Genomic DNA, 23,143 nt, shown 5'->3' with positions numbered 1-23,143 from the left:
GCGCTTGCAGTGCTCGCACTGCGGCACATTCGCCGCCTTGCACCGCATCGGCGAGCCGCACCTCCGGTTCTGTTTGCCAAAATTCACATTTATTTCTGGCCAAGTACTTAGCGTACTGTCTTCGCCGCTGCGCCTTGCCCTGAAGATTTTGTTAGGCGCACAAGACCAGCCTGGACCATTGTATAGCTGAGTTATAATTCGGCAAGGGTGATCATGCCGCCGGCATGACAGGATGCGCGATGGTCGGGCCGCCACGCGGGTTCGCGCGCGTCCATCATGCACAGCATTCGTCCACCCTGCCTTCCTTGCAGCGCCCGGCTGCACGTCACGCTCCTCCCGTCCCCCCGCTGTTCCCGGCCAAGGCCGGCACAAGCCGCGTTCGTTATCCCTGCGATCGGCGCCACAGCCGGGCGGACGGCCGACCTGATCCTTTGACGATATACCCATGCAAACTGCAGCTCCACTCGTGACAAACGACGCCGTCGTGCTCGGCCTCCTGGCGGCAACCCTCGGCCTGGTGTTCTGGACTTCATCGCGGACCAGCGGCTTCTGGAAACGCTTCTATACCTACGTGCCGGCGCTCCTGCTGTGCTACCTGATTCCGGCCATCCTCAACACCCTGGGCGTGATCGACGGCCACGCGTCGAAGCTGTACCCGGTGGCCCGCGACTACCTGCTGCCCAGCGCGCTGGTGCTGCTGTGCATTGCCATCGACTTCGGCGCCATCGTGCGCCTGGGGCCGAAGGCGATCGTCATGTTCCTGACTGGCACCGTCGGCATCATGTTCGGCGCGGTGGCGTCGTTCGAGATCATGCGCCTGATTCATCCGGAAACGGTGGCCGGCGAAACCTGGCGCGGCATGACCACGGTGACCGGCGCCTGGATCGGCGGCGGGGCCAACCAGGCGGCGATGAAGGAAGTGTTCGAGGTCGACGCCACCCTGTTCGGCCAGTTCGTCGCCGTCGACGTGCTGGTAGCGAACGTCTGGATGGCCGTGCTGCTGTTCCTGGCCAGCCGCGCCCAGGCTTTCGACCGCTGGACCGGCGCCGACCTGAGCGCCATCAACGCGCTCAAGGCGCGCATCGAAACCTACCAGGCCGAGCACGCGCGCACCATGAGCCTGACCGACCTGATGATCATCCTGGCGGTCGGCATCGGCGTCACCGGCCTGTCGCATGCGCTGACCGGCCCGACCGTCGGCTGGATCGCCGGCCTGCCCCAGGAATGGCGGCTGCAGGACTACAGCCTGACGTCGAGCTTCTTCTGGATCGTGGTGTTCGCCACCACCTTCGGCCTGCTGCTCAGCTTTACCCGGGCGCGCAGCCTGGAAGGGGCGGGCGCCTCGACCATCGGCTCGGCCATGCTCTACGTCCTGGTGGCGACCATCGGCATGCAGATGGACCTGAATGCGCTGCTCGACCGCCCCTGGCTGTTTCTGCTCGGCCTGATCTGGATCAGCGTGCACGGCGGTCTGCTGTTGCTCATGGCAAAATTGATCCGCGCGCCGCTGTTCTTCATGGCGGTCGGCTCGCAGGCCAACGTCGGCGGCGCGGCCTCGGCCCCGGTGGTGGCGACCGCTTTTCATCCTGCCCTGGCGCCGGTCGGCGTGCTGCTGGCGGTGCTCGGCTACGCGCTCGGCACCTATGGCGCCTACCTGACCGGATTGATGTTGCGCGCGCTGGCGACCTGAACGAAGGGGCCGGCGTCCGCGAGCGAGGAGACGCATGCCGGGGACGCTGGCCTTCATCCTGCCGTGTTGCCTGGGCGCCTACATTACGGCGCTGCAATGGGCGAGGTGAGGCGCTCTAAGCGGTGGTGTGCGCGTTCGGCGCCGCCGTGACGCGCGCAATGGTGTCGAGCAGCGCATCGGCCGGCACCGGCTTGACCAGGTGGGCGGCGAAGCCGGCTTCGCGCGACATCCGGCGGTCCTGCTCCTGGCCGTAGCCGCTGACGGCGACCAGGGCGCTGGCGCCGCAGCAGGGCAGGCGCTTGAGGGCGCCGGCCAGCGCGTGTCCGCTCATGTCGGGCAGGCCGATGTCGAGCAGGATGACCTCGAACCGGTCCTGTTCGGAGCGCGCCAGCGCCGCCTGCGCCGAATGCTCGATCGTCACGGCGTGTCCGGCGCTCTCGAGCAGCATGCCGAGGGTGCGCGCCGCGTCGACGTTGTCGTCGACCACCAGGATGCGCCTGGCGCGGGTATCGGTGGGAGAGGTGGGGCCGGCAAGCCCGGCCGGCGCCGCGCCGGCGCCGTGCTGCGCAGGCAGCAGCGGCAGGCGGACGGTGAAGCTGCTGCCGTGGCCGGGCCCCGCACTGTGCGCCTCGACGCTGCCGTGGTGCAGCTCGACCAGCTTCCTGACCAGGGCCAGGCCCAGCCCCAGGCCGCCCTGGGCGCGGTCCGGCGTGCGCTGCGCCTGGGTGAACAGGTCGAACACGACCGGCAGCAAATCGGCGCCGATGCCGATGCCGTTGTCGCGCACTTGCAGCACCGCTACGTCACCCTGCCGCTGCAGGGAGACATGCAGTTCGCCGCCGTCGGGCGTGTATTTCGCCGCGTTGTTGAGCAGGTTGGCCGCCACCTGGACCAGGCGGGTGCGGTCGCCGCACACGGTCATGGGCTGCGCCGCGATGTCCAGCGCCAGGCGGTGCTTCCGGGCGTCGATCACGGGCTTGATCTGCTCCACCGCTTCGCGCAGCATGGCGCCGAGTTCGACCTCGCCCTGGTTGATCGTGACCAGCCCGCGCGTAACGCGCGAGACGTCGAGCAGGTCGTCGACCAGGTGCGTCATGTGCGCCACCTGGCGGCCGATCACGCCGCTGATCTCCTTGATGCGGGGGACGTCGGCGAACAGCACGCGCAGCAGTTGCGCGGCGCTGCTGATCGGCGCCAGCGGATTGCGCAGTTCATGGGCGAGCATGGCCAGAAATTCGTCCTTGCGCTGGTGCTCGCGCTCCAGGCGCTCCTGCTGCCGGTGCAGGCCGTCGAGCATGCGGTTGATGGCGCGCGCCAGGGTGACCGTTTCGCTGCTGCCCGCCAGTTCCGCGCGCAGTTCGCCGATCCCTTCCTCGCCCAGCTTGCCGGCGAACTGCTCGAGCTTGCGCAGGTCCTGGGTCAGGCCGAGCGAGAGGCGCGAGCCGAGCAGGAAGACCAGCAGCGCCAGCAGCGCCGCGACGCCGCCGATTAGGCTGTATTGCGCCCAGGGCGTTTCCAGGGCGTCGCCGAAGGCGGAGGCGTCGGCCTCCAGCGTCAGGCCGAGATGGGCGAACTCGCTTGGCGCCCGCACCGGCACCGCGTGGCCGGCGCCGTCCGCCCGCGCCTGTCCGTTCCAGGCCAGGATGGTCGAGGGCGCGGGACGCAGGTCGCGCAGCCCGATCTTGTATACCAGGGCGCCTTCGGGCGTATTCGTGCGCGAATAGCGCAGCAGGCGCACGCCGACCAGTTCCGGGCCCTGGGGACGGTCGAAGATCGCGGTCGTCTCCACGCCCTGGTCGATGCGCGCGCGCAGCCAGTCGAGCTGCCCGGCGTCGAAACGTTCCAGGCCGTTGCCCGAGATCGGCTTGCCTTCGAAATCGGTGAACAAGACCTGGACCGGAATGCCGTTGATCTGGCGCAGGCTGTTCAGGAAAGGCGCCAGATAGGTTTCCCGTCCCGCGCTGTCGACCAGGCCGGTCGCCAGGATGGGACTGTCGGCCACGTCCTTGATGCGCGAGGACAGGGTGGCGAGGGAATTGCTGACCGTCCTGGCATTGAACGCGGTTTCGCTCTGGCGCAGCAGCGCCACCGCGGCGGCATGCTGGCGGTCGACCAGCCAGAACGAGGCGGCGGCCACCAGCAGGACCGCCACGGCAGTCAGGATGGCGGAAGCGATCGCAAAGCGCCGCGTCAGGCTGCCCGACCGGAGTGGCGGCGAGACCATGTCAGTCGGCGCTCGGCACCAGCACGCCGTCCTTGCGGTAGCGGGCGATCAGGAGTTCGCGCCCGCTCAGCGCCTCGTGGCGCGTGGGCGTGAACGGCGGCGCATAGGTCTTGATCAGGCCGCGGTATGGGCCCACCTTTTCCAGGGCGTCGCGCACCGCTTTGCGGTCGGTGCTGCCGGCCAGGTCGATGGCCCTGGCCAGGATGTGCATCAGGTCGTAGGCGTGGGCCACGCCCACCGGCCCCTCGATGTCCTCGATCCGGCGGATCGGCGACACCGCGGCGGCGGCGGCCATGAAGCGCGCCAGCCGTTGCTTGTCGGCCTGGAAGAAGGAAAAGGTCTGGATCACGGAAAAGTCGACCTGGTGCAGGGCCGGCCCCGCCTGCCTGGTGAATTCGCCGCCGGTCACGCCCCAATGGCTCAGGATCGGCAGCCGCTCGGCCTGCGGCAAGGCGGCCACCTCGCGCACCAGGACCGCGGCCTCGTCGTCGTTGGCCACCAGCACGACCGCCTGGGCGCCGGCATTGCGCAAGGCCTGGTACCTGGCTACCAGGGTCTGGTCGCGCCAGTTGTACCAGGCGGTCTGCACGATGCGGATGTCCTTGTTGGTGGAAGCAAACTTCTCGGCCGCGGCCAGGTTGCTGCGGCCCCAGGAGGTATTCGTCAGCAGCAGCCCGACACGGTGCAGGCCGCGCTTGCGCGCCGTGTCGAGCAGCTTGGGCATGGCCAGGCTGTCGCGCAGCGACAGGCGATAGACGTAATTCGGGTGCATGCCGTTGTCGACGATCATGTCGGCCGAGGACCACGGCGCCAGGAACAGCGTCTTCGTCGCCTTCAGGGTGGGCAGCTGCTCGATGATCACCGGGCTGAACCTGCCGCCGAACACGGCCACCAGGTCCGGCATGCGCGCGAATTCCTCGAGATTGCGGATGCCGCGGGCCGGCATCGAACGGTGGTCCTTCGTGACCAGCGCGACAGGCCGGCCGCCCAGCACGCCGCCGGCGCGGTTGATCTCGCCGATGGCGCTGCGCAGGCCCAGTTCCACCGCCTGGGCCGAGGTGCTGTTGTCCAGGCCGAACTCGGCATCGAGCCCGACCCGTACCGGCGCCGGTGCTGGTTCCGCGGCGCAGGCAGCCTGCGAGGCGAACAGCACGATACTAGTCACCAGGGCAGCGAAGACCTTGCTCATACGGGAAGCGATCGGGATGGGCATGGGGATCTTGGAATATGCGATCCGGCTATTGTAATCGGCAAATATATGGAGGCTGGTTACTGTTGATTTCTCCAGCGAACCATCATTGTTTGCTCAGGCCCCGCCCGCATACCCATTCTGGCGCCAGGCCTCGTACACCACCACGGCCACCGTATTCGACAGGTTCAGGCTGCGGTTATCCGGCATCATCGGCAGGCGGATGCGCTGGCCAGGGGGAAAGCTTTCGCGCAGCGCCGGGTCGAGGCCGCGCGATTCGGCGCCGAACACGAACACGTCGCCCGGCTGGAACGCAGCGTCGGCAAAGGGCGAGGAGCCGTGCGTCGTCAGCGCGAACATGCGCGACGGGTCGGGTTGCGCCTCGAGCAGGAAGGCGTCCCAGTTCTTGTGCACCTTCATGGTCGCGTAGTCGTGGTAATCCAGCCCGGCGCGGCGCATCTTGGCGTCGTCCAGCGGAAAGCCGAGCGGCTCGATCAGGTGCAGTTGCACGCCGGTGTTGGCGCACAGGCGGATGACATTGCCCGTGTTGGGCGGGATTTCGGGTTCGACCAGGACGACGTGAAACAAGAACTTCTCCTTCAATGATCAATGTGGCGGCGTGCGCGCGAACACCAGGTTCGACACGCGCGCCGCGCCGGCGCGCTTGAGCGTGGCGGCGACTTCGTTCAGTGTGTGCCCGCTGGTCATGACGTCGTCGACGACGCCGACGTGGCGGCCGTCCAGCTGTTCCGGCGCCGCGCCGGCGAGCGCGAACGCGCCGCGGATGTTGTCCGCGCGCTCGCGCGGCGCCACGCCCGACTGGGCCCGGGTGTCGACGCTGCGCACGAGCAGGCGCGGCGCCAGCGGCAGGCCGAGCGACGCCGCCAGCGGCCGGGCGATCTCGAGCGCCTGGTTGAAGCCGCGTTCGGCCAGCCTTCGCGGCCCCAGCGGGACCGGGCAGAGCAGCTCGGGCAGGGGCCGGCCCGGATCGGCCAGCACGGCGTCATGCAGCTGCTTCGCGAACCAGGGCGCCAGCGGCAACTGGGCGCCGAACTTCAGGCGCAGCACCAGGGTGTCGAGCGGCGCGGCGTAATCGGCGGCGGCCACGGTGGCGTCGAACGCCGGTGGATCGGCCAGGCAGCCCGCGCAACGCTGGCCCGCCGGCTCCCGCGCGCCGAGCGGGTTGGCGCAGCTGGGGCAGCGCGGGCCGCCGGCGCCGGCATAGCGCTGGCGGCAGGGCGTGCAGACGACGGCCGGCGCCGTGTCGCCGCACAGGGCGCAGGAGCAGGGCAACAGCATGTCGGCCAGCGCGCGCGGCCATCGGTGACTCCACAGCCGCAGGGGCCCGCTCATCGGCTCACCTTCCCACAAACATGTACACTCCCGCCATTATCTCATTTGAACGCACCAGAATCATGGCTTCTCCCCAATCCCCGTCGAAAATGAGCGCCCCGATCGACCAGGCGCGCGTGCGCGCGCTGTTCGCCGATCCGCGCCGCGTCGCGCCGGCCGACTTCCTGCGCCGCGAGATCGCCAGCCGCATGCACGAGCGCCTGTCGCTGGTGAAGATCGTGCCGCAGCGCGTGCTCGACGCCGGCTGCGGCGCCGGGCCGGACCTGCCGCTGCTGCAGAAGGCCTATCCGGCCGCGCACATCGTCGGGCTCGATGCCGCCCCCGGCATGCTGGCCGAGGCTGGCGCACCCGCACCGGCGCCGCGTTCGCTCGGTTCCATGCTCAGCCGTTTGATGCCGGCCAAGACCGGCGTCGACCGCGTGTGCGGCGACTTCGGCACCCTGCCGTTCGGCCCGAACTCGCTCGACCTGGTGTGGTCGAACCTGGCGCTGCATTGGCATCCCCAGCCCGACCGCGTGTTCGCGGAATGGCGCCGCGTGCTGCGCGTCGACGGTTTGTTGATGTTCTCGAACTTCGGTCCCGACACCTTCAAGGAGCTGCGCACGGCGTTTGCCGGCATGGACGAGACGCCGCATACCCTGCCTTTCGTCGACATGCACGACTTCGGCGACCAGTTGGTCGAGGCCGGCTTCTCGACCCCGGTGATGGACGTCGAACGCATCACGGTTACCTACGGCACGGTCGAGGCCCTGCTGGCGGACGTGCGCGCGATCGGCGGCAATCCCCTGGCGACGCGCCGGCGCGGCCTGGTCGGGCGCGCGGCCTGGCGGCGCATGATCGATGCGCTGGAGGCCCAGCGCGGGGCGGACGGCAAAATTCCCTTGAGTTTCGAGGTGATCTACGGGCATGCGTTCCGGCCGGTGCCGAAGACCACGGCGGCGGGGGAGGCGATCGTGCGGTTCCAGCCGCGCCGGCCGTGAGCCAGGAAGCGTTCCGGGGCATTATCGAGCGCGCCGGCAGGGGGTGTTTACAAGCCAGCCAACACGGCGCTACGTTTACGCGTGGGCACGGGGTGCCCACCCTACCGCATCACATGCATGCGGCATGGCAAGGATTTTCCTTGAATAAAAATTAGCGATTTGAGTATAATCAATGACTATTTTTTCGTCTGTGGCGCCATAAACGCTGAAAAAACAGGCAAAACGGAAGAAAAAATAGAAAATTGAAAAGCAGCATCAGCAAGTTCCGCGCCCCGTCAGTGTGTTTTGCTTTGCTGGTGGCCGCGGTACGGCTAACGTCCGTCGCGTGCCATTTCCGCGTGCCGTCCGGGAGCCACTTGCGTAATGGTTTCGGAGCGGCGGCGGTTCGTTCATGGAAACGCTGACCGTTTAAAAATATTCTTATTTTGGGTGGTTGGGGACAACATGACATATGCAAAGCGACTTCACGCCTTGATGCTCGGTCTTGCCGTATCGGCCAGCATCCCGGCACTGGCGGACCCGGTCATCACGGGGCGGCCGGTGGAACACCAGTTGAACATGCAGCCTCCCGTGACTGGCGTCGGCGCTGACATCTACAGCTTGCACAACTGGATGATGCTCGTCTGCCTGGTCATCTTCATCGGCGTCTTCGGCGTCATGTTCTATTCGGTGTTCAAGCACCGCAAATCCCTGGGCCACAAGCCCGCCACCTTCCACGAATCGACCGCCGTCGAAATCGCCTGGACCGTCGTTCCCTTCCTGATCGTCATCGCCATGGCGCTGCCCGCCACCAGGACCGTGATCGCGCTGAAGGACACCTCGAACGCCGACATCACCATCAAGGCCACCGGCATGCAGTGGAAGTGGGGCTACGACTACCTGAAGGGCGAAGGCGAGGGCATCAGCTTCCTGTCGAACCTGGCCACCCCGCGCAGCCAGATCGGCGAGCCGGGCGTTGCCGCCACCGAGGCGCGCGGCGAGAACTACCTGCTCGAAGTCGACAACGAAATGGTGGTCCCGGTCGGCAAGAAGATCCGCATGGTGTTCACCGCCAACGACGTGATCCACGCCTGGACCATTCCGGCCTTCGCCATCAAGCAGGACGCGATCCCGGGCTTCGTGCGCGACGGCTGGTTCAAGGCCGACAAGGTCGGCGTCTACCGCGGCAACTGCGTCGAGCTGTGCGGCAAGGACCACGCCTTCATGCCGATCGTGGTGCGCGTCGTATCCGCCGAGGACTATACTGCCTGGGTCGCCGGCGAGCAGAAGAAAATGGCCGCGCTGGCCGACGATCCGAACAAGGTCTGGACCATCGACGAACTCAAGACCAAGGGTGAAGCCGTGTACGCCGCCAACTGCGTCGCCTGCCACCAGGCCAACGGCAAGGGCCTGCCGAACGCCTTCGCGCCGCTCGACGGTTCGCCCGTCGTGAACGGCGAGAAGGGCCACCAGATCGAGGTGCTGCTCAACGGCCAGGACACCCCGGCCTATCCGGGCGCGATGCCGCCGTGGAAGCAGCTGTCCGACTCGGACATCGCCGCCGTCATCACCTATACCCGCAATACCTGGTCGAACAAGGCCGCGGAAAACATCGTTCAACCGGCCGAGGTTCTGGCTGCACGTAGCAAGTAATAAGTTTCCCAGGATACTGACATGACTACCAGCACTCTCGATCACGCCCACGACGATCACCACGACCACGCGCACGACCACCCGCACGGCCTGCGCCGCTGGCTGTTCGCCACCAACCACAAGGACATCGGCACCCTGTATTTATGGTTCTCGTTCATCATGCTGCTCTCGGGCGGCGTGCTGGCGCTGATGATCCGTACCGAGCTGTTCCAGCCGGGCCTGCAGTTCTTCCGCCCCGAGTTCTTCAACCAGCTCACCACCATGCACGGCCTGGTGATGGTGTTCGGCGCGATCATGCCGGCCTTCGTCGGCTTTGCGAACTGGATGATCCCGCTGCAGGTGGGCGCGTCCGACATGGCCTTCGCGCGCATGAACAACTTCTCGTTCTGGCTGCTGCCGCCGGCCGCGATCCTGCTGGCCGGCTCGTTCTTCGCGCCGGGCGGCGCCACCGCCGCCGGCTGGACCCTGTATGCACCGCTGTCGACCCAGATGGGCCCGGGCATGGACATGGCGATCTTCGCCATGCACATCATGGGCGCGTCCTCGATCATGGGTTCGATCAACATCATCGTCACCATCCTGAACATGCGCGCGCCGGGCATGACCCTGATGAAGATGCCGATGTTCTGCTGGACCTGGCTGATCACCGCCTTCCTCCTGATCGCCGTGATGCCGGTGCTGGCCGGCGCCATCACCATGACCCTGACCGACCGCCACTTCGGCACCTCGTTCTTCAACGCGGCCGGCGGCGGCGACCCGGTCATGTACCAGCACATCTTCTGGTTCTTCGGCCACCCCGAGGTCTACATCATGATCCTGCCGGCCTTCGGCATCGTCTCGCAGATCATCCCGGCCTTTGCCCGCAAGCCCCTGTTCGGCTACGCCTCGATGGTCTACGCGACCGCCTCGATCGCCGTGCTTTCGTTCATCGTCTGGGCCCACCACATGTTCACCACCGGCATGCCGGTGACCAGCCAGCTGTTCTTCATGTACGCCACCATGCTGATCGCGGTGCCGACCGGCGTGAAGGTGTTCAACTGGGTCGCCACCATGTGGAAGGGCTCGATGACCTTCGAGACGCCGATGCTGTTCGCGGTCGGCTTCATTTTTGTCTTCACCATGGGCGGCTTCACCGGCCTGATCCTGGCCGTGACCCCGATCGACATCCAGGTCCACGACACCTATTACGTGGTGGCCCACTTCCACTACGTGCTGGTGGCCGGCTCGCTGTTCGCGCTGTTCGCCGGCTTCTACTACTGGGCGCCGAAGTGGACCGGCCACATGTATCCGGAAGGCCGCGGCAAGTGGCATTTCTGGCTGTCCTTGATTACGTTCAACATCACCTTCTTCCCGATGCACTTCCTGGGCCTGGCCGGCATGCCGCGCCGCTACGCCGACTACGCGACCCAGTTCACCGACTTCAACATGATCGTGTCGGTGGGCGCCTTCGGCTTCGGCCTGTCGCAGGTCTACTTCCTGTTCGCGGTGGTGCTGCCGACCATCCGCGGCGGCGCCAAGGCCGAAGCGAAACCATGGGAAGGCGCGGAAGGCCTGGAGTGGACCGTGCCGAGCCCGGCGCCGTTCCACACCTTCGAAACCCCGCCGCTGGTGAAGTGATGAACGCGCAGCGCAAACCGTCGCAGCAGCAGGGCAAGCGGGGCAACCTGCGCGTTGCCCTGGTCCTGGTGGCGATCGCCGCGTTCTTCTTCGCCTCGGTGATCCTCAAGCGCCTCTGGCTGAGCTGACGTGGCCTACGACAACGACACCCGCCTGCGGCTGAACCGCTCCACCTTCACCAAGCTGGTGGTGGTGGCGGTGGCGATGTTCGGCTTCGGCTACGCGCTGGTGCCGGTCTACCGCCAGATTTGCGACGTGCTCGGCATCAACGTGCTGACCCAGCAGGACGGCACGGTCGAGCGCCCGGCGAATACCCAGGTCGACCTGACGCGCACCATCACGATCGAGCTGGACGGCAATTCCCAGGGGCCGTGGCGCTTCCGTCCGACCACCCGCAGCATCCAGGTCCATCCGGGCGAGCTGGCGACCGTGGTCTACGAGGTCGTCAACACCCAGGGCAGGGCGGTCAAGGCGCAGGCGATCCCGAGCTACGCGCCGCAGTCGGCCACGCCGCACTTCAAGAAGGTCGAGTGCTTCTGCTTCCGCGAGCAGCTCATGAAACCGAACGAAGCGCGCCAGATGCCGGTGGTATTCTTCATCGACCCGGCGCTGCCGAAGGAAGTGAAGAACATCACGCTGTCGTACACCTTCTTCGAGATCGCCGGCGCGGTCGCGGCGAACTGATGGACAGCCAGCCGCCGCGGGAGCGCAAGTCGACCTTCGGCGCTTCGATGAGGGCCGTGTTCTGGTCCTTTTTCGGGGTGCGCAAGCGCCGCGACTACGACCGCGACGCGGCCAGCCTGAACCCGGTGCACGTCATCCTCGCCGGGCTGCTCGGGGCGCTGATCTTCGTCGGCGTCCTGATCCTGGTGGTGCGGCTGGTGGTGCCTTAGGCGGCGCAGTAATAAGACAAACGAGTTTCAACGCAATCCAATTCAACGCATCAGAAGATTGATCTAGGAGATGAAGATGAGTGTGTCAAAAACCGCGCCGCACTATTTCGTGCCCGGCCCTTCCATGTGGCCGATGGCCGGCGGCATCTCGATGCTGGTGACGATGGCCGGCGCCTCGGGCTGGGTCAACAGCGCAGCGTGGGGGCCGGCGGTCTGCCTGGTCGGCATCGCCGCGATGCTGACCGTGCTGTATTTCTGGTTCGGCGACGCCATCGGCGAGTCCGAAGCGGGCCAGTACAGCGCCCGCATCGACAGTTCCTACCGCTGGTCGATGAGCTGGTTCATCTTCTCCGAGGTGATGTTCTTCGCCGCCTTCTTCGGCGCGCTGTTCTATGCCCGCGCGATCACCATGCCCTGGCTGGCCGACCTCGACCACAAGATCCTGTGGCCGGACTTCGCCGGCCAGTGGGGCAACACCGGCCCGGCCGGCGTGGTCGAGAGCTTCAACACCATGGGACCGTTCCCGATCCCGACGATCAACACCGCGCTGCTGCTGCTGTCCGGCGTGACGCTGACCATCGCCCACCACGCGCTGCGCGCCGGCCACCGCCGCAACACCGCCGTGTTCCTGTTCGCCACCATCCTGCTGGGCGCGATCTTCATGGGCTTCCAGGCCTACGAATACATCCACGCCTACCAGGAACTGAACCTCAAGATGACCTCGGGCATCTACGGCTCGACTTTCTTCATGCTGACCGGCTTCCACGGCTTCCACGTGACGATGGGCGCGATCATGCTGTCGGTGATCCTGTACCGCGTGCTGCGCGGCCACTTCACGGCGGAGAACCACTTCGGCTTCGAAGGCGCCGCCTGGTACTGGCACTTCGTCGACGTCGTCTGGCTGGGCTTGTACGTTGTCGTGTACTGGCTGTAACGGCTGGTTTGCCTGAATGAATGACGGGGACAGTCACCCTCTGGTGGCTGTCCCCGTTTTCTTGTCGCCGGGAAGGCGGTTCAGCGGATGCCGGTCGGCGTGATCCAGCCCAGCTTGTAGGATGCGAGTACGATCAGGAACAGGGTGATCGACAGGCCAACCCGCATCGCCAGCGCCTGCACCGTGCGGTTGCTGCGGCCCTTGTCCCGCATCAGGAAGAACAGGGCCGAGCCGAGGCTGGCGATGATCAGGATGAAGGCGATGGCTACGAAGATTTTCATGGTCGCACCGAAGGTTCGGGAAGGGATTCATTGTAATGCGTTTGCGGTTCCGGTTTAGGAGTATTCCGTTTTTGGCAACGGTGGTTCTCGTGGCGCTCGGGATTGCGTTGGGGAATTGGCAGTTGCGCAGGGCGCACGAGAAAGAAGCGATTGCGGCGGCGATCCTTGAGCGTGGCCGCTTGCCGCCGATGGTGATGGGGAGCGGCAGTGGTGTGCACGAGGACGACCGCGTGGACACAGGTGTCCACCCTACGGAATACCGGCGGGTGCGGGTGACCGGTGAATTCGTCGCGGGCTGGCCGCTCTTCCTCGACAACCGGCCACATGAGGGCAGGGCCGGATTCTATCTGGCAATGCCGTTTAAAATAGCGGGTTCGGACCGACACGTGCTGGTGTTGCGCGGCTGGCTGCCGCGCGATCCGCGTGAATACACGCGCCTGCCGAAGTACGAGACACCCCGGGGCTTGACGACGATCGAGGGAATCCTGGTCGCCTCGGCCGGGCACGTGCTGCAGCTCGGGACCGCCGCGCCGCTGAAACCCGGTGCGCTGGTCCAGAACCTGGAGGTGAACGCGTTGGCGCGTGCGAGCGGCCTGCGCCTGGAGCCGCTGCTCGTCCAGCAGACCGGGCCGCAGCTCGCGGGCGAGGTCCTGGTGCGCAACTGGCCGGCCCCGGATACGGGCATCGACAAGCACCGCGGCTACGCCGTCCAGTGGTATGCGCTGGCGGCGATGGCGGCCTTATTTTTTGTGATTACGGGATTTCGAAGTGGAAGAAAACAAGCTGAGTGAACCCGCTGCCGCCAATCGGCAGCGCCGCGGACGCTGGAAGCTGCTGGCCGTGCTGCTGGTGTGCGCCGCGCCGATCGTCGCCTCCTACCTGACGTATTACGTCATCAAGCCGAGCGGGCGCACCAACTACGGCACCATCATCGACCAGGCCAGCCACCCGATGCCGAAGCTCTCCAGCACCACGCTCGACGGCCGCCCGGAAACGCTGGAGAACTACGCCGGCAAGTGGATCATGGTGAAGGTCGGCGGCGGCGACTGCGACCAGGCTTGCCAGGACCAGCTGTACGCGATGCGCCAGCTGCGCACCATGCAGGGCAAGAACATGGACCGCGTCGAGCGCGTCTGGCTGGTCACCGACGAGCAGCCGATCGACACCATGTTGATCCGCATGTACGACGACATGCACATCCTGCGCGTGAAGCCGTCCGAGCTGGCCAAATGGCTGCCGCTGGAGCAGGGCGGCAAGCTGGAAGACCACCTCTTCCTGGTCGATCCGCGCAGCAACCTGATGATGCGCTTCCCGAAGAACCCCGAGCCGCAACGTGTGCATAAAGACATCGCCAAGCTGCTCAAGGCCTCGGCGATCGGGTAAGCCATGCATCCGTCCACCCTGTTCCAGTTGGCCCTGATGGGCCTGTTCGTGGCCAGCATTCCGCTGACCATGGTCTGGCTGTCGTCCGATGCGAATAAATACCGCAAGCTCGTCTGGGTGATGGCCTTCCTCACCTTCGACCTGATCGTGTTCGGCGGCTTTACCCGCCTGACCGACTCGGGTCTCGGCTGCCCCGACTGGCCGGGCTGCTACGGCGCCGCCAATCCCTTCATCGCCCACGAGCACATCGCGGCGGCCGAGGCCTTGATGCCGACCGGCCCGGTGACGAAAGTGAAAGCCTGGATCGAGATGATCCACCGCTACCTGGCGATGGGCATTGGCGTCTTGATCATGGCGCTGATGTTCCAGGCTTTCCGCCAATGGAAAAAGACCCGGCTCGACGCCTTCAAGCCGGCGATGCCGGTGGCGCTGTTCCTGTTCGTCTGCGTGCAGGGCGCCTTCGGCGCCTGGACCGTGACCCTGAAGCTGCAGCCGGTCATCGTCACCATCCACCTGCTGCTGGGCATGGCCCTGCTGGCGATGCTGGTCTGGCTGGGCGGACGCGAGGATTACCTGATGAAGCCGCCGGCGCCGGTGCGCGGCCTCGCCGGCTTGCGTTTCTTGCGCACGCTGGCCCTGGTGGCCGCCGTGGTGCTGGTCGTGCAGATCGCGCTCGGCGGGTGGGTGAGCACCAACTACGCCACCCTGGCCTGCGACGAATTCCCGCTCTGCGACGGTAAACTCGTGCCGGAGATGGACTTCGAGCACGGTTTCACGCTGTGGCGCGAACTGGGCAAGACCGCCGCCGGCCACTACCTGCAGTTCTCGGCCCTGGTGGCGATCCACTGGGTGCACCGCAACTTCGCGCTCGTCGTCACCGTCGTGCTGGGCCTGGCGGCCTGGCGCGCGATGGGCGAGCCGCAACTGCGCAAGACCGGCAGGATGCTCGCCGCCGTGCTGCTCGTCCAGCTGTTCACGGGCGTGGCGACGGTGTACTTCGATTTCCCTCTTGCCATTGCCGTGTTGCATAACGCCGGGGCCGCGCTGCTCGTACTGACGGTGACCATGTTAAACTACAAGGTCAAGTATCTTCTCGAAGTGTCGCAGCGCACGCCCGCGGATGCGGACGTCCCTGTGAATTCGTATCGATGACCACCCAGACCGTACTCCAACCGACCAGCCGCATCGCCCAATACTGGACGCTGACCAAGCCCCGGGTGACCCAGCTCGCCGTGTTTTGCGCCGTCATCGGCATGTTCCTCGCCACCGACGGCTTTCCCGGCTGGCGCGCCCTGATCGCCGGCACCGCCGGCATCTGGCTGCTGGCCGGCGCCGCCTTTGCCGTGAACTGCCTGATCGAGGCCGAGATCGACGCGCGCATGGCCCGCACCGCGCGCCGCGCCACCGCGCGCGGCGAACTGACGCGCAACCAGACGCTTGTCTTCTCAAGCATCATCGGCGGCCTCGGCATGTGGATCCTGTATGCCCTGGTCAATCCGCTGACGATGTGGCTGACCTTCGTGACCTTTGTCGGCTACGCGGTCGTCTACACCATCTACCTGAAGCCGGCCACGCCGCAGAACATCGTCATCGGCGGCCTGTCGGGCGCGATGCCGCCGGCGCTCGGCTGGGCCGCGGTGGCCAATGAGGTGCCGATGCAGGCCTGGCTGCTGGTCCTGATCATTTTCGTCTGGACCCCGCCGCACTTCTGGGCGCTCGCCATGTACCGGCGCGAGGACTATGCGCGCTCGGGCCTGCCGATGCTGCCGATCACCCACGGCATGGACTACACCGGCCAGCAGGTCTGGCTGTACTCGCTCGCCCTGGCGGCCACGACCATCCTGCCTTTCGCCGTGCGCATGAGCGGCCTGATCTACCTGGCGGCCGCCATTGTCCTGAACGCCATCTTCCTGCGCCACGCCTGGCGCGTGCACAAGCACTACAGCGACCAGGTGGCGCGCAAGGCCTTTGCCTACTCGGTCCTCTACCTGTCGCTGCTGTTCGCGGCGCTGCTGGTCGACCATTACTTCAGGTTCTGACGATGAAAAAACTTCTCACCGCGGCGATGCTGGGCGTCGCGCTGCTGGCCGCCGGCTGCGACAAGCTGTCGTCGCGTCCCGCCGTTTTCCAGAACACCGACCTGACCGGGCTCGACTACGCCAAGGGCTTCTCGCTGACCGACCACACCGGCAAGCCGCGCACCCTGGCCGACTTCCGCGGCAAGCTGGTGGTGCTGTTCTTCGGCTACACCCAGTGCCCCGACGTCTGCCCGACCACGATGGCCGAGATGGCGGCCGTGATGAAGGAGCTCGGTCCCTCGTCCAAGGACGTGCAGGTGCTGTTCGTCACCCTCGACCCCGAGCGCGATACCCAGGAAGTGCTGGCGCACTACGTGCCGGCCTTCCACCCGTCCTTCATCGGCCTGCGCGGCACGCTTGAACAGACCGCGCAGACCGCCAAGGAATTCAAGGTCTTCGTCTCGAAGGTGCCGGGCAGCAGCGCCGACAACTACACGGTCGACCACACGGCCGGCAGCTACGTCTTCGACAAGGAAGGCAAGCTGCGCCTGTTCATCCGCCACGGCGGCGGTCCCGCCCCGATCGTTCACGATTTGCGCCAACTGCTATGATGAAGTAACCGCGCAAACCTGCTGCGCGTCGGATTGTCGCGCTGCGCCGCCAAGGCGATAGCTCGCTATACTTGCGTACAGCTGTGCTTCTCCCGCAACACTCCTTCCGCTCGCGACGGTTATCGCGGTTCCTTGATAAAAAAATGATTGCAAGGACGGCATGGAACCACGCCCAGGCAGAAACTACACCCGCATCGCCACCGTCGTCCTGCTCACGCTGGGCTGCCTGTACGTCCTGAAACCCTTCCTGCCGGCGATCCTGTTCGCGGCCGCCGTCGTCATCTCGTCCTGGCCGCTGTACCTGCGCCTGCTCGCCGCGATGCAGGGCCGGCGCACGCTGGCGGCGCTGACGATGACGTTGTCGCTGACCCTGCTGGTCATCATCCCGCTGGCGATCGTCACCTACAACCTGGCCGACGACGTCGCCACCACCTTCGGCCAGATGCGCTATGCGCTTGAGCACGGCGAATTGCTGCCGCCCAGCTGGGTCAAGGAATTGCCTTTTCTCGGCGAAACCATCGACACCTATCTGCGCCAGCTGGTCGCCAGCCGCGAGGAGATGCTGGCGCTGGCCCAGCGCATGCTCGAGCCGGCGCGGCACTGGCTGATGGCCGGCGGCCTCATGCTCGGCACCGGCGTCGTGCAGATGAGCCTGGCCGCCTTCGTCAGCTTCTTCCTCTACCGCGACGGCAAGTCGCTGATCGTCGTGATCGCCGTCGCCATGGCCAAGGTGATGGGCGAGGGCGCCGACTCGGTGTCCGACACCGTCAGCCACACCGTGCGCGGCGTCATGTACGGCCTGCTCGGCACCGCCCTGGCGCAGGCCCTGGTGGCCGCGATCGGCTTCTCCATCGCCGGGGTGCCGGCGGTGCCGCTGCTGTCGGTGCTGGTGTTCCTGATGTCGCTGGTTCCGGTGGGGCCGCCGCTGGTCTGGGGCAGCGCGGCGGTATGGCTGTTCTCGCAGGGCGAGACCGGCTGGGGCATCTTCATGGTGGTCTGGGGCACCTTCCTGATCAGCGGCGTCGACAACGTCGTGCGCCCGATGCTGATCAGCCGCGGCACCAGCCTGCCTTTCCTGCTCACCCTGCTCGGGGTGCTGGGTGGCGTGATCGCGTTCGGCTTCGTGGGCATGTTCATCGGCCCGGTGCTGCTGGCGGTGGGCTATTCGCTGATGAGCGAGTGGACCGAAACGCGCGACCCGATCGTGCGCCAGAATAACGAGGAAGTGACGGACCGGTAGGGTGGGCACTCCGTGCCCACGCGTGACGCCTGCGTCGTGTTGGCGGTTATGAAGCGCAGCGTCTGCTCATCGTTCACGCGTGGGCACGGGGTGCCCACCCTACGGACTGCGCGTCAGCGCGAACGTCGTTTGAACGCGTGGGCGGCGCACGCGGTGCGCCTGCTCACCCGATCAGGTGGAGCCGCCCACCCTACGGGGCTCGGCCAGCAGTGCGCGCAGGCGCTCGAAATCGATCGGCTTGGTGAGGTGGTGGTCGAAGCCGGCCTCGAAGGCCAGCTGGCGGTCGTTCTCCTGGCCCCAGCCGGTGGCGGCGACCAGCAGGATGTCGGCGCCGCCCGGCAGCGTCCGGATGCGGCGCGCCAGTTCGTAGCCGGTCAGGTCGGGCAGGCCGATGTCGAGCAGGGCGACCTGGGGCCGGAACGTTTCCAGCAGCGCCAGCGCGGCATGGCCCGTATGCACGGTGCGCGCGGCGCAGCCGCTCATGTGCAGGAACATCGCCAGCATCTCGGCGGCGTCGACGTTGTCGTCGACCACCAGCACCGACGTCGGCGCCACCGCCTCGTCCAGCCGGGCCGGCGCGTCGGGCATGCTTTGCACCGGCGCCAGCGGCAAGCGCACGGTGAAGGTGCTGCCCCGGCCGGCGCCCTCGCTCGCAGCCTCGATATCGCCGCCGTGCAGGGCCACGATGCCGCGCACCAGGGCCAGTCCGATCCCGAGCCCGCCTTTCGCGCGCCGCAGCGCCGGTTCCAGCTGCGAGAACATGCCGAAGATCGTGGCCAGCGCCTCGGGCGGGATGCCGATGCCGTTGTCACGCACCGCGATCACGGCCTGCTCGCCCTCCTGGCGCAGGGTCAGGGAAACGGCGCCGCCGTCCGGCGTGTACTTGCAGGCATTCGTCAGCAGGTTGACCAGCACCTGGGCCAGGCGCGTCGGGTCGGCGTCGACCACCGCGCCGGGCGCCTCGATGGTCACGGTGAAGTCGTGGCGCGCGGCGCGCATCATCGCCGCCACGTCCTCCACCGCGCTGTGCACGATGTCGGCCAGCGCCACCGGCGCGCGCCGCAGCTCCATGCGGTTCTGGGTAATGCGCGACATTTCCATCAGGTCGTCGACCAGGTGGGTCAGGTGGCCGAGCTGGCGGTCGAAGACGTCGAGCAGCTTCGCTTCCTGGGCCGGGCGCGCCTTGTCGAGCTTGAGCACCTCGAGGACGCTGCGCATCGGCGCCAGCGGATTGCGCAGCTCGTGCGACAGGGTGGCGAGGAATTCGTCCTTGCGGCGGTCGGCGTCCGACAGCTCGCCGTTCAGGTCGCGCAACTGCGTTTCTGCTTCCAGCCGAGCCTCAAGCGCGTGCTCGGCGGTCTTGCGCGCGGCCAGCAGCTCGCGCTCGTAGGACCGGCGCTCGTTCATCGCCGCCAGCGACCATTCGTCGAAGATGTGGCCGTCGACCGTCCGGCGCGCGATGTTGACCAGTACCGGCATGCGCTGGCCGCTGCTGTCGCGGATCTCCATCTGCAGCTGGCCGACCGAGCCCTGCACCTGCAGGATCGGCAGGCAGTGGGTCTGGTGGAAGATGCGGGCGCCGACCGGCAGCCGGTCCTGGATGCGCAGCTTGCCCACCAGCGCCGCCTGCGAGTAGCCGAGCCAGCGGCACAGGGTGGCGTTGGCGCGCAGGATCAGGCCGGCGGCGTCGGTCACCAGCAGGCCGCAGGGGGCCTGCTGGTAGAGCGTGGCGTCGTCGGGCAGGCCGTTCACCTGCGCCGCTCCAGCGCCAGCGCATCCAGGAAGGCCAGCGCGGCGCGCGCGCTTTCCTCGGGGGCGCTCATGTGGGGGCAATGGCCGATGTTCTCGACCACCTGCAGGCGGCTGCCCGGAATGTGGCGGCGCAGGTAGTCGCCGACCGCGAGCGGGGCGATCAGGTCGTCGCTGCATTGCACGATCAGGGTCGGCACGCTCACGCGCGTCAGGTCGGCGCGGTGGTCCGAGAGAAAGGTGACGCGCGCGAAGTGGCGCGCGATGTCGGGATCGTTGCGGCAGAATTTATTGTTCAGTTCGGCCGCCAGCGCGGGCGCGTTCGGCGCTCCCATGATCAGCGGCGCGACGTTGCTCGACCAGCCGAGGTAGTTGGCGTCCATGGTGTCGAGCAGCTCGTCGATGTCGCCGCGGGTGAAGCCGCCGACGTAGCCGTCCCCGTTGATGTAGCAGGGCGAGGGCGCGAGCATGACCTGGGCCAGGAAGCGTTCGGGAGCGCGGATCGAGGCCAGCATGCCGATCATCGCGCTGACCGAGTGGCCGACGTGGATCACCGGGCCGTCGCCGAACTCGTCGACGATGTCGAGCAGGTCGTCGGCATAGCCGTGCAGGCTGCCATAGCGGGCGCGGTCGTAGGCGGCGAGGTCGGAACCGCCGCTGCCGACCAGGTCGAAGGCGACGATGCGGTAGCGTTCCTCGAAAGCGGGGGAGATGAAGCGCCACACGGCCTGGTCGCAACCGAAGCCGTGAGCAAAGACCACGGTGGCGGGGCCGTTCCCGTAGACGGAGACATTGTTGCGGTGGCGCACACTCATAGGTTCTCCGGGCATTTGCTGACGTTCTATCGAGCAAATTATACCGTCGCCGGCCGGGCGGCGGATACCCTCCGGCGAAATATGCGGCCCGGGTACAGATCGTTGCGAAGCTGCTTGCGCGGCCAGCCGCGCAGTCAGCCTCGCTGTTAACCCAGCTCGTCCTCGTCGCCGCCGCGCTCGAGTTGCGGGATGACCTTCACCAGCAGGATGCGCGGGCCATTGGTCTTCTTGACCACCACGTCGAACTTCGGGAACTCGATGCGCTGGCCCTGCTTCGGAATGTCGCCCAGCTTGGCCATCAGGAGGCCGCCGACCGATTCGACGTCGTCCAGGCCCATCTCTTCGTTGTCGATGTCGATCCCGAGCAGGCGTTCGAGCGAGAAGATCGGCAGGCTGGCCTTGCCGATCCAGGTGCCGTCGGCCTGCGGCAGCCAGTCGTTCTCGTTCATGCGGAATTCGTCGCGGATCTCGCCGACCATCGCGCCGAGCAGGTTGTCGAGCGTGATGAAGCCGACCGGGCGCTTGCCCTTTTCGCCGATCAGGGCGAAGTGGGGCGCGCCGGTGCGAAAGCGCCGGAACAGGTCCTGGGCCGGGGTGCGCGCCGAGATCGTCTCGACCGGGCGCAGGAATTGGGTCAGGTCGCTGATGTCCTTGCCCGACTGCAGCGCGAAGAACAGGTCCTTCAGGTGGATCATGCCCAGCACCTCTTCGCCTTCGGTGTCGAAGTAGGGGTAGCGCGAGAAGCGGTTGCGGCGCACCGTGTCCAGGTTCTCCTCGATCGACAGGTCCTCGTGCAGGGCGATCACCTCGTTAATCGGGCGCATCAGGTCGGAGACGGCCATGTCGGCGAACTCCAGCGACTGGGCCAGGATGTGGCGCTCGTCGTGGGTGAATTTCTCCTTGCCGGTGCTGGTGTTGGTGCGCAGGATGAGTTTCAGTTCCTCGGTCGAGTAATGGGTGTCGTGGCTGCCGGCGCCGGCCAGGCCGGCCACGCGCAGCACCATGTTGGCGCTGGCGTTGAGCACCGCGATGAAGGGGTACATGGCCCAGTAGAAGCCGTACAGCGGCAGCGCGCACCACATCGCCACCGATTCGGGAATGCGGATCGCGAGCGACTTGGGCGCCAGCTCGCCGACCACGATGTGGAGAAAGGAGATCACGCTGAACGCGACCACGAAGGACACGCCGTGGATCACCTGTTCCGAAGTGACCCCGGCAAGGGCGAAGAGGGGCTCGAGCAGGCTGGCGAAGGCCGGTTCGCCGACCCAGCCCAGGCCAAGCGACGCGAGGGTGATGCCGAGCTGGCAGGCCGAGAGGTAGGCGTCGAGCTGGCCGTGTACCTTGGCCAGGATGCGCCCGCGCAGGCCGGAGGTCTTGGCGATGGCGCGGACACGGGTTTTACGCAGCGTGACGATGCCGAATTCCGCCGCCACGAAGAAGCCGTTCAGTGCAACAAGAAAGAGCGCCAGAACGACAAATAAAATATTTTCCATATAAAAGATGAGTTGATAAAAGGCGTAGCCGATAGGCATTGTACAACTCAAGCGGCGCCGAGCATTCCTTCATGCACCGCGGCCAGGATCGCCTCGACCGCCGGATGCTGGATCTTGCGCTCGTTCGAGATCGCGTAGAACTGTTCGCGCACCTCCGGCACCCGTCCCACCACCTCGGCCTGCAGCTGCTCGGCCAGGTCGGCGGCCAGCGCCGCCGGCGCGAAGAACAGCCCCAGGCCGCGCCGCCCGAAGGTGTTGAGCAGGGCGTTGTCCTCGAATTCGCCGACCACGTCCGGATGCACGCCGTTCACCTCGAGCCAGTCGTCGATTTTTGCTCGCAATGCATTATTGCGCGCCGGCAGCAACAGGGGCGCGCCTTTCAATCCTTTCGGGAAATTCTTGCCCCATTTCGCCGCCAGCTCGCGGCTGCCGACGACCAGCATCTCGCTCTCGAACAGCAGGTGGCTGAACACGCGCAGGGTGCTGCCGGTGGCCAGCGTGCGGTCGCTCAGCACCACGTCCAGCTTGTGCAGGGCGAGCTCGGCCAGCAGGGCCTCGTGCTGGTCCTCGAAGCAGACCAGGCGCACCGGAATGGCCAGCTGGGTCGTGACCTCGAGCAGGCGGAAGGCGGTCAGCTTGGGCAGGGAGTCGGAAATGCCGACGGTCAGGCGGGTGCGCAGGTTGCCGGCCTGGTCGAGCGCTTCCTGCATCTGCTCGCCCAACAGGAAGATCTGGTCGGCATAGGTCAGGGCCAGGCGGCCGGCCTCGGTCAGGCTCAGGCGCCGGCCCTGCTGGGTGAACAAGGCCTTGCCGACGGCCTGCTCGAGCAGGGTGATCTGGCTGCTGACGGTCTGCACCGCCAGGCCCAGGCGCTCCGCCGCGCGCGTGATGCTGCCTTCCTTGGCAACTACCCAGAAATAGTGCAGGTGACGGAAATTCGGGATCGCGTGTTTCATATCTTCCGTTTTTTCGAAGTAATGCTTCGATTATCTTCGCTTTTTCTATGATTCGCCAAGCTCTACACTTGCGGGCATCAACTCT

Annotated in this window: 24 protein-coding genes; 15 read left to right on the top strand and 9 right to left on the bottom strand. The window is 66.5% G+C overall.

The window, feature by feature from the left end; all coding sequences use genetic code 11:
- Together RT688_RS05480 and RT688_RS05475 are read left to right on the top strand one after the other, a co-directional pair.
- The coding region (locus RT688_RS05480) for a hypothetical protein (protein ID WP_313703838.1) at positions 1 to 190 on the top strand (190 nt) is incomplete at its 5' end.
- Between the two features lie 276 nt (positions 191 to 466).
- Entirely contained in the window at positions 467 to 1,690 is a 1,224-nt protein-coding gene (locus tag RT688_RS05475; RefSeq protein WP_313703837.1) for a DUF819 family protein, read from the top strand.
- 115 nt (positions 1,691 to 1,805) lie between these two features.
- On the opposite strand, the gene RT688_RS05470 is transcribed toward RT688_RS05475, so the two are convergent.
- The 4 genes from RT688_RS05470 to RT688_RS05455 form a co-directional block, all read right to left on the bottom strand.
- The gene (locus RT688_RS05470) at positions 1,806 to 3,914 is read right to left on the bottom strand and encodes an ATP-binding protein (protein ID WP_313703836.1); all 2,109 of its coding nucleotides are present in this window, start codon (positions 3,912 to 3,914) and stop codon (positions 1,806 to 1,808) included.
- A gap of 1 nt (position 3,915) precedes the next feature.
- A complete protein-coding gene (locus tag RT688_RS05465; RefSeq protein WP_313703835.1) occupies positions 3,916 to 5,127 on the bottom strand; it encodes an ABC transporter substrate-binding protein in 1,212 nt (403 codons plus the stop codon).
- A gap of 93 nt (positions 5,128 to 5,220) precedes the next feature.
- The gene (gene trmL, locus RT688_RS05460; RefSeq protein WP_313703834.1) at positions 5,221 to 5,691 is read right to left on the bottom strand and encodes a tRNA (uridine(34)/cytosine(34)/5-carboxymethylaminomethyluridine(34)-2'-O)-methyltransferase TrmL; all 471 of its coding nucleotides are present in this window, start codon (positions 5,689 to 5,691) and stop codon (positions 5,221 to 5,223) included.
- Positions 5,692 to 5,709: 18 nt separating this feature from the next.
- Positions 5,710 to 6,456 (bottom strand): ComF family protein, encoded by a 747-nt coding sequence (locus RT688_RS05455; RefSeq protein ID WP_313703833.1) that lies wholly within the window; start codon positions 6,454 to 6,456, stop codon positions 5,710 to 5,712.
- Positions 6,457 to 6,518: 62 nt separating this feature from the next.
- Between RT688_RS05455 and RT688_RS05450 the strand changes: the two genes are divergently transcribed.
- The 7 genes from RT688_RS05450 to RT688_RS05420 all read left to right on the top strand — a co-directional run bounded on the left by RT688_RS05450 (position 6,519) and on the right by RT688_RS05420 (position 12,512).
- The gene (locus RT688_RS05450; protein WP_313703832.1) at positions 6,519 to 7,436 is read left to right on the top strand and encodes a methyltransferase domain-containing protein; all 918 of its coding nucleotides are present in this window, start codon (positions 6,519 to 6,521) and stop codon (positions 7,434 to 7,436) included.
- 444 nt (positions 7,437 to 7,880) lie between these two features.
- A complete protein-coding gene (gene coxB / locus RT688_RS05445; protein ID WP_313703831.1) occupies positions 7,881 to 9,068 on the top strand; it encodes a cytochrome c oxidase subunit II in 1,188 nt (395 codons plus the stop codon).
- 21 nt (positions 9,069 to 9,089) lie between these two features.
- Positions 9,090 to 10,685, top strand: a complete 1,596-nt coding sequence (gene ctaD, locus RT688_RS05440) for a cytochrome c oxidase subunit I (protein ID WP_313703830.1) — start codon at positions 9,090 to 9,092, stop codon at positions 10,683 to 10,685.
- Positions 10,685 to 10,813, top strand: a complete 129-nt coding sequence (locus RT688_RS05435; RefSeq protein ID WP_313703829.1) for a cytochrome oxidase small assembly protein — start codon at positions 10,685 to 10,687, stop codon at positions 10,811 to 10,813. Before ctaD ends, RT688_RS05435 begins: the two co-directional genes overlap by 1 nt.
- Before the next feature lies 1 nt (position 10,814).
- Entirely contained in the window at positions 10,815 to 11,369 is a 555-nt protein-coding gene (locus RT688_RS05430; protein WP_313703828.1) for a cytochrome c oxidase assembly protein, read from the top strand.
- Positions 11,369 to 11,578, top strand: a complete 210-nt coding sequence (locus RT688_RS05425; protein WP_313703827.1) for a DUF2970 domain-containing protein — start codon at positions 11,369 to 11,371, stop codon at positions 11,576 to 11,578. The genes RT688_RS05430 and RT688_RS05425 overlap by 1 nt, the downstream gene beginning before the upstream one ends.
- 76 nt (positions 11,579 to 11,654) lie before the next feature.
- On the top strand, positions 11,655 to 12,512 hold the full coding sequence (locus RT688_RS05420; protein ID WP_313703826.1) for a cytochrome c oxidase subunit 3: 858 nt from the start codon (positions 11,655 to 11,657) through the stop codon (positions 12,510 to 12,512).
- 80 nt (positions 12,513 to 12,592) lie between these two features.
- On the opposite strand, the gene RT688_RS05415 is transcribed toward RT688_RS05420, so the two are convergent.
- Positions 12,593 to 12,793: a twin transmembrane helix small protein gene (locus RT688_RS05415; RefSeq protein WP_312548384.1), complete on the bottom strand. Its 201-nt coding sequence runs from the start codon at positions 12,791 to 12,793 to the stop codon at positions 12,593 to 12,595.
- 35 nt (positions 12,794 to 12,828) lie between these two features.
- On the opposite strand from RT688_RS05415, the gene RT688_RS05410 reads away from it, so the two are divergent.
- The 6 genes from RT688_RS05410 (at position 12,829) to RT688_RS05385 (ending at position 18,045) form a co-directional block, all read left to right on the top strand.
- Positions 12,829 to 13,584, top strand: coding sequence for an SURF1 family protein (locus RT688_RS05410; RefSeq protein WP_313703825.1), 756 nt, complete (start codon positions 12,829 to 12,831; stop codon positions 13,582 to 13,584).
- On the top strand, positions 13,562 to 14,176 hold the full coding sequence (locus RT688_RS05405) for a cytochrome C oxidase subunit I (protein ID WP_313703824.1): 615 nt from the start codon (positions 13,562 to 13,564) through the stop codon (positions 14,174 to 14,176). The genes RT688_RS05410 and RT688_RS05405 overlap by 23 nt, the downstream gene beginning before the upstream one ends.
- Before the next feature lie 3 nt (positions 14,177 to 14,179).
- Positions 14,180 to 15,328 (top strand): COX15/CtaA family protein, encoded by a 1,149-nt coding sequence (locus tag RT688_RS05400; RefSeq protein WP_313703823.1) that lies wholly within the window; start codon positions 14,180 to 14,182, stop codon positions 15,326 to 15,328.
- The gene (cyoE, locus tag RT688_RS05395; protein WP_313703822.1) at positions 15,325 to 16,215 is read left to right on the top strand and encodes a heme o synthase; all 891 of its coding nucleotides are present in this window, start codon (positions 15,325 to 15,327) and stop codon (positions 16,213 to 16,215) included. The genes RT688_RS05400 and cyoE overlap by 4 nt, the downstream gene beginning before the upstream one ends.
- Positions 16,216 to 16,217: 2 nt before the next feature.
- Positions 16,218 to 16,805, top strand: coding sequence for an SCO family protein (locus RT688_RS05390; protein WP_313703821.1), 588 nt, complete (start codon positions 16,218 to 16,220; stop codon positions 16,803 to 16,805).
- Positions 16,806 to 16,965: 160 nt separating this feature from the next.
- Positions 16,966 to 18,045, top strand: a complete 1,080-nt coding sequence (locus RT688_RS05385) for an AI-2E family transporter (protein ID WP_313703820.1) — start codon at positions 16,966 to 16,968, stop codon at positions 18,043 to 18,045.
- A 171-nt stretch (positions 18,046 to 18,216) separates the two neighbouring features.
- Here the strand turns inward: RT688_RS05385 and RT688_RS05380 are convergent, their stop codons facing one another.
- The 4 genes from RT688_RS05380 to nhaR all read right to left on the bottom strand — a co-directional run bounded on the left by RT688_RS05380 (position 18,217) and on the right by nhaR (position 23,058).
- Complete coding sequence (locus RT688_RS05380) at positions 18,217 to 19,797, bottom strand: ATP-binding protein (protein ID WP_313703819.1); 1,581 nt, start codon at positions 19,795 to 19,797, stop codon at positions 18,217 to 18,219.
- On the bottom strand, positions 19,794 to 20,609 hold the full coding sequence (locus RT688_RS05375) for an alpha/beta hydrolase (protein WP_313703818.1): 816 nt from the start codon (positions 20,607 to 20,609) through the stop codon (positions 19,794 to 19,796). The genes RT688_RS05380 and RT688_RS05375 overlap by 4 nt, the downstream gene beginning before the upstream one ends.
- A gap of 146 nt (positions 20,610 to 20,755) precedes the next feature.
- On the bottom strand, positions 20,756 to 22,102 hold the full coding sequence (locus RT688_RS05370; RefSeq protein ID WP_313703817.1) for a hemolysin family protein: 1,347 nt from the start codon (positions 22,100 to 22,102) through the stop codon (positions 20,756 to 20,758).
- Between the two features lie 47 nt (positions 22,103 to 22,149).
- Positions 22,150 to 23,058: a transcriptional activator NhaR gene (gene nhaR, locus RT688_RS05365; protein ID WP_313703816.1), complete on the bottom strand. Its 909-nt coding sequence runs from the start codon at positions 23,056 to 23,058 to the stop codon at positions 22,150 to 22,152.
- Between the last annotated feature and the right edge of the window lie 85 nt (positions 23,059 to 23,143).

Source organism: Massilia sp., from assembly GCF_032106685.1.
Lineage (GTDB): Bacteria > Pseudomonadota > Gammaproteobacteria > Burkholderiales > Burkholderiaceae_D > Telluria.
This window is presented reverse-complemented; position numbering and strand designations above follow the sequence as displayed.

Excerpts from the sequence above, each read along its gene's own strand:
- RT688_RS05400 (WP_313703823.1), top strand. The coding sequence starts at position 14,180 with ATGCATCCGTCCACCCTGTTCCAGTTGGCCCTGATGGGCCTGTTCGTG.
- nhaR (WP_313703816.1), bottom strand. The coding sequence starts at position 23,058 with ATGAAACACGCGATCCCGAATTTCCGTCACCTGCACTATTTCTGGGTA.
- RT688_RS05415 (WP_312548384.1), bottom strand. The coding sequence starts at position 12,793 with ATGAAAATCTTCGTAGCCATCGCCTTCATCCTGATCATCGCCAGCCTC.
- RT688_RS05370 (WP_313703817.1), bottom strand. The coding sequence starts at position 22,102 with ATGGAAAATATTTTATTTGTCGTTCTGGCGCTCTTTCTTGTTGCACTG.
- RT688_RS05390 (WP_313703821.1), top strand. The coding sequence starts at position 16,218 with ATGAAAAAACTTCTCACCGCGGCGATGCTGGGCGTCGCGCTGCTGGCC.
- cyoE (WP_313703822.1), top strand. The coding sequence starts at position 15,325 with ATGACCACCCAGACCGTACTCCAACCGACCAGCCGCATCGCCCAATAC.
- RT688_RS05385 (WP_313703820.1), top strand. The coding sequence starts at position 16,966 with ATGGAACCACGCCCAGGCAGAAACTACACCCGCATCGCCACCGTCGTC.
- RT688_RS05410 (WP_313703825.1), top strand. The coding sequence starts at position 12,829 with ATGCGTTTGCGGTTCCGGTTTAGGAGTATTCCGTTTTTGGCAACGGTG.
- ctaD (WP_313703830.1), top strand. The coding sequence starts at position 9,090 with ATGACTACCAGCACTCTCGATCACGCCCACGACGATCACCACGACCAC.
- RT688_RS05450 (WP_313703832.1), top strand. The coding sequence starts at position 6,519 with ATGGCTTCTCCCCAATCCCCGTCGAAAATGAGCGCCCCGATCGACCAG.
- RT688_RS05435 (WP_313703829.1), top strand. The coding sequence starts at position 10,685 with ATGAACGCGCAGCGCAAACCGTCGCAGCAGCAGGGCAAGCGGGGCAAC.
- RT688_RS05375 (WP_313703818.1), bottom strand. The coding sequence starts at position 20,609 with ATGAGTGTGCGCCACCGCAACAATGTCTCCGTCTACGGGAACGGCCCC.
- RT688_RS05455 (WP_313703833.1), bottom strand. The coding sequence starts at position 6,456 with ATGAGCGGGCCCCTGCGGCTGTGGAGTCACCGATGGCCGCGCGCGCTG.
- RT688_RS05420 (WP_313703826.1), top strand. The coding sequence starts at position 11,655 with ATGAGTGTGTCAAAAACCGCGCCGCACTATTTCGTGCCCGGCCCTTCC.
- coxB (WP_313703831.1), top strand. The coding sequence starts at position 7,881 with ATGACATATGCAAAGCGACTTCACGCCTTGATGCTCGGTCTTGCCGTA.
- RT688_RS05465 (WP_313703835.1), bottom strand. The coding sequence starts at position 5,127 with ATGCCCATCCCGATCGCTTCCCGTATGAGCAAGGTCTTCGCTGCCCTG.
- RT688_RS05425 (WP_313703827.1), top strand. The coding sequence starts at position 11,369 with ATGGACAGCCAGCCGCCGCGGGAGCGCAAGTCGACCTTCGGCGCTTCG.
- RT688_RS05470 (WP_313703836.1), bottom strand. The coding sequence starts at position 3,914 with ATGGTCTCGCCGCCACTCCGGTCGGGCAGCCTGACGCGGCGCTTTGCG.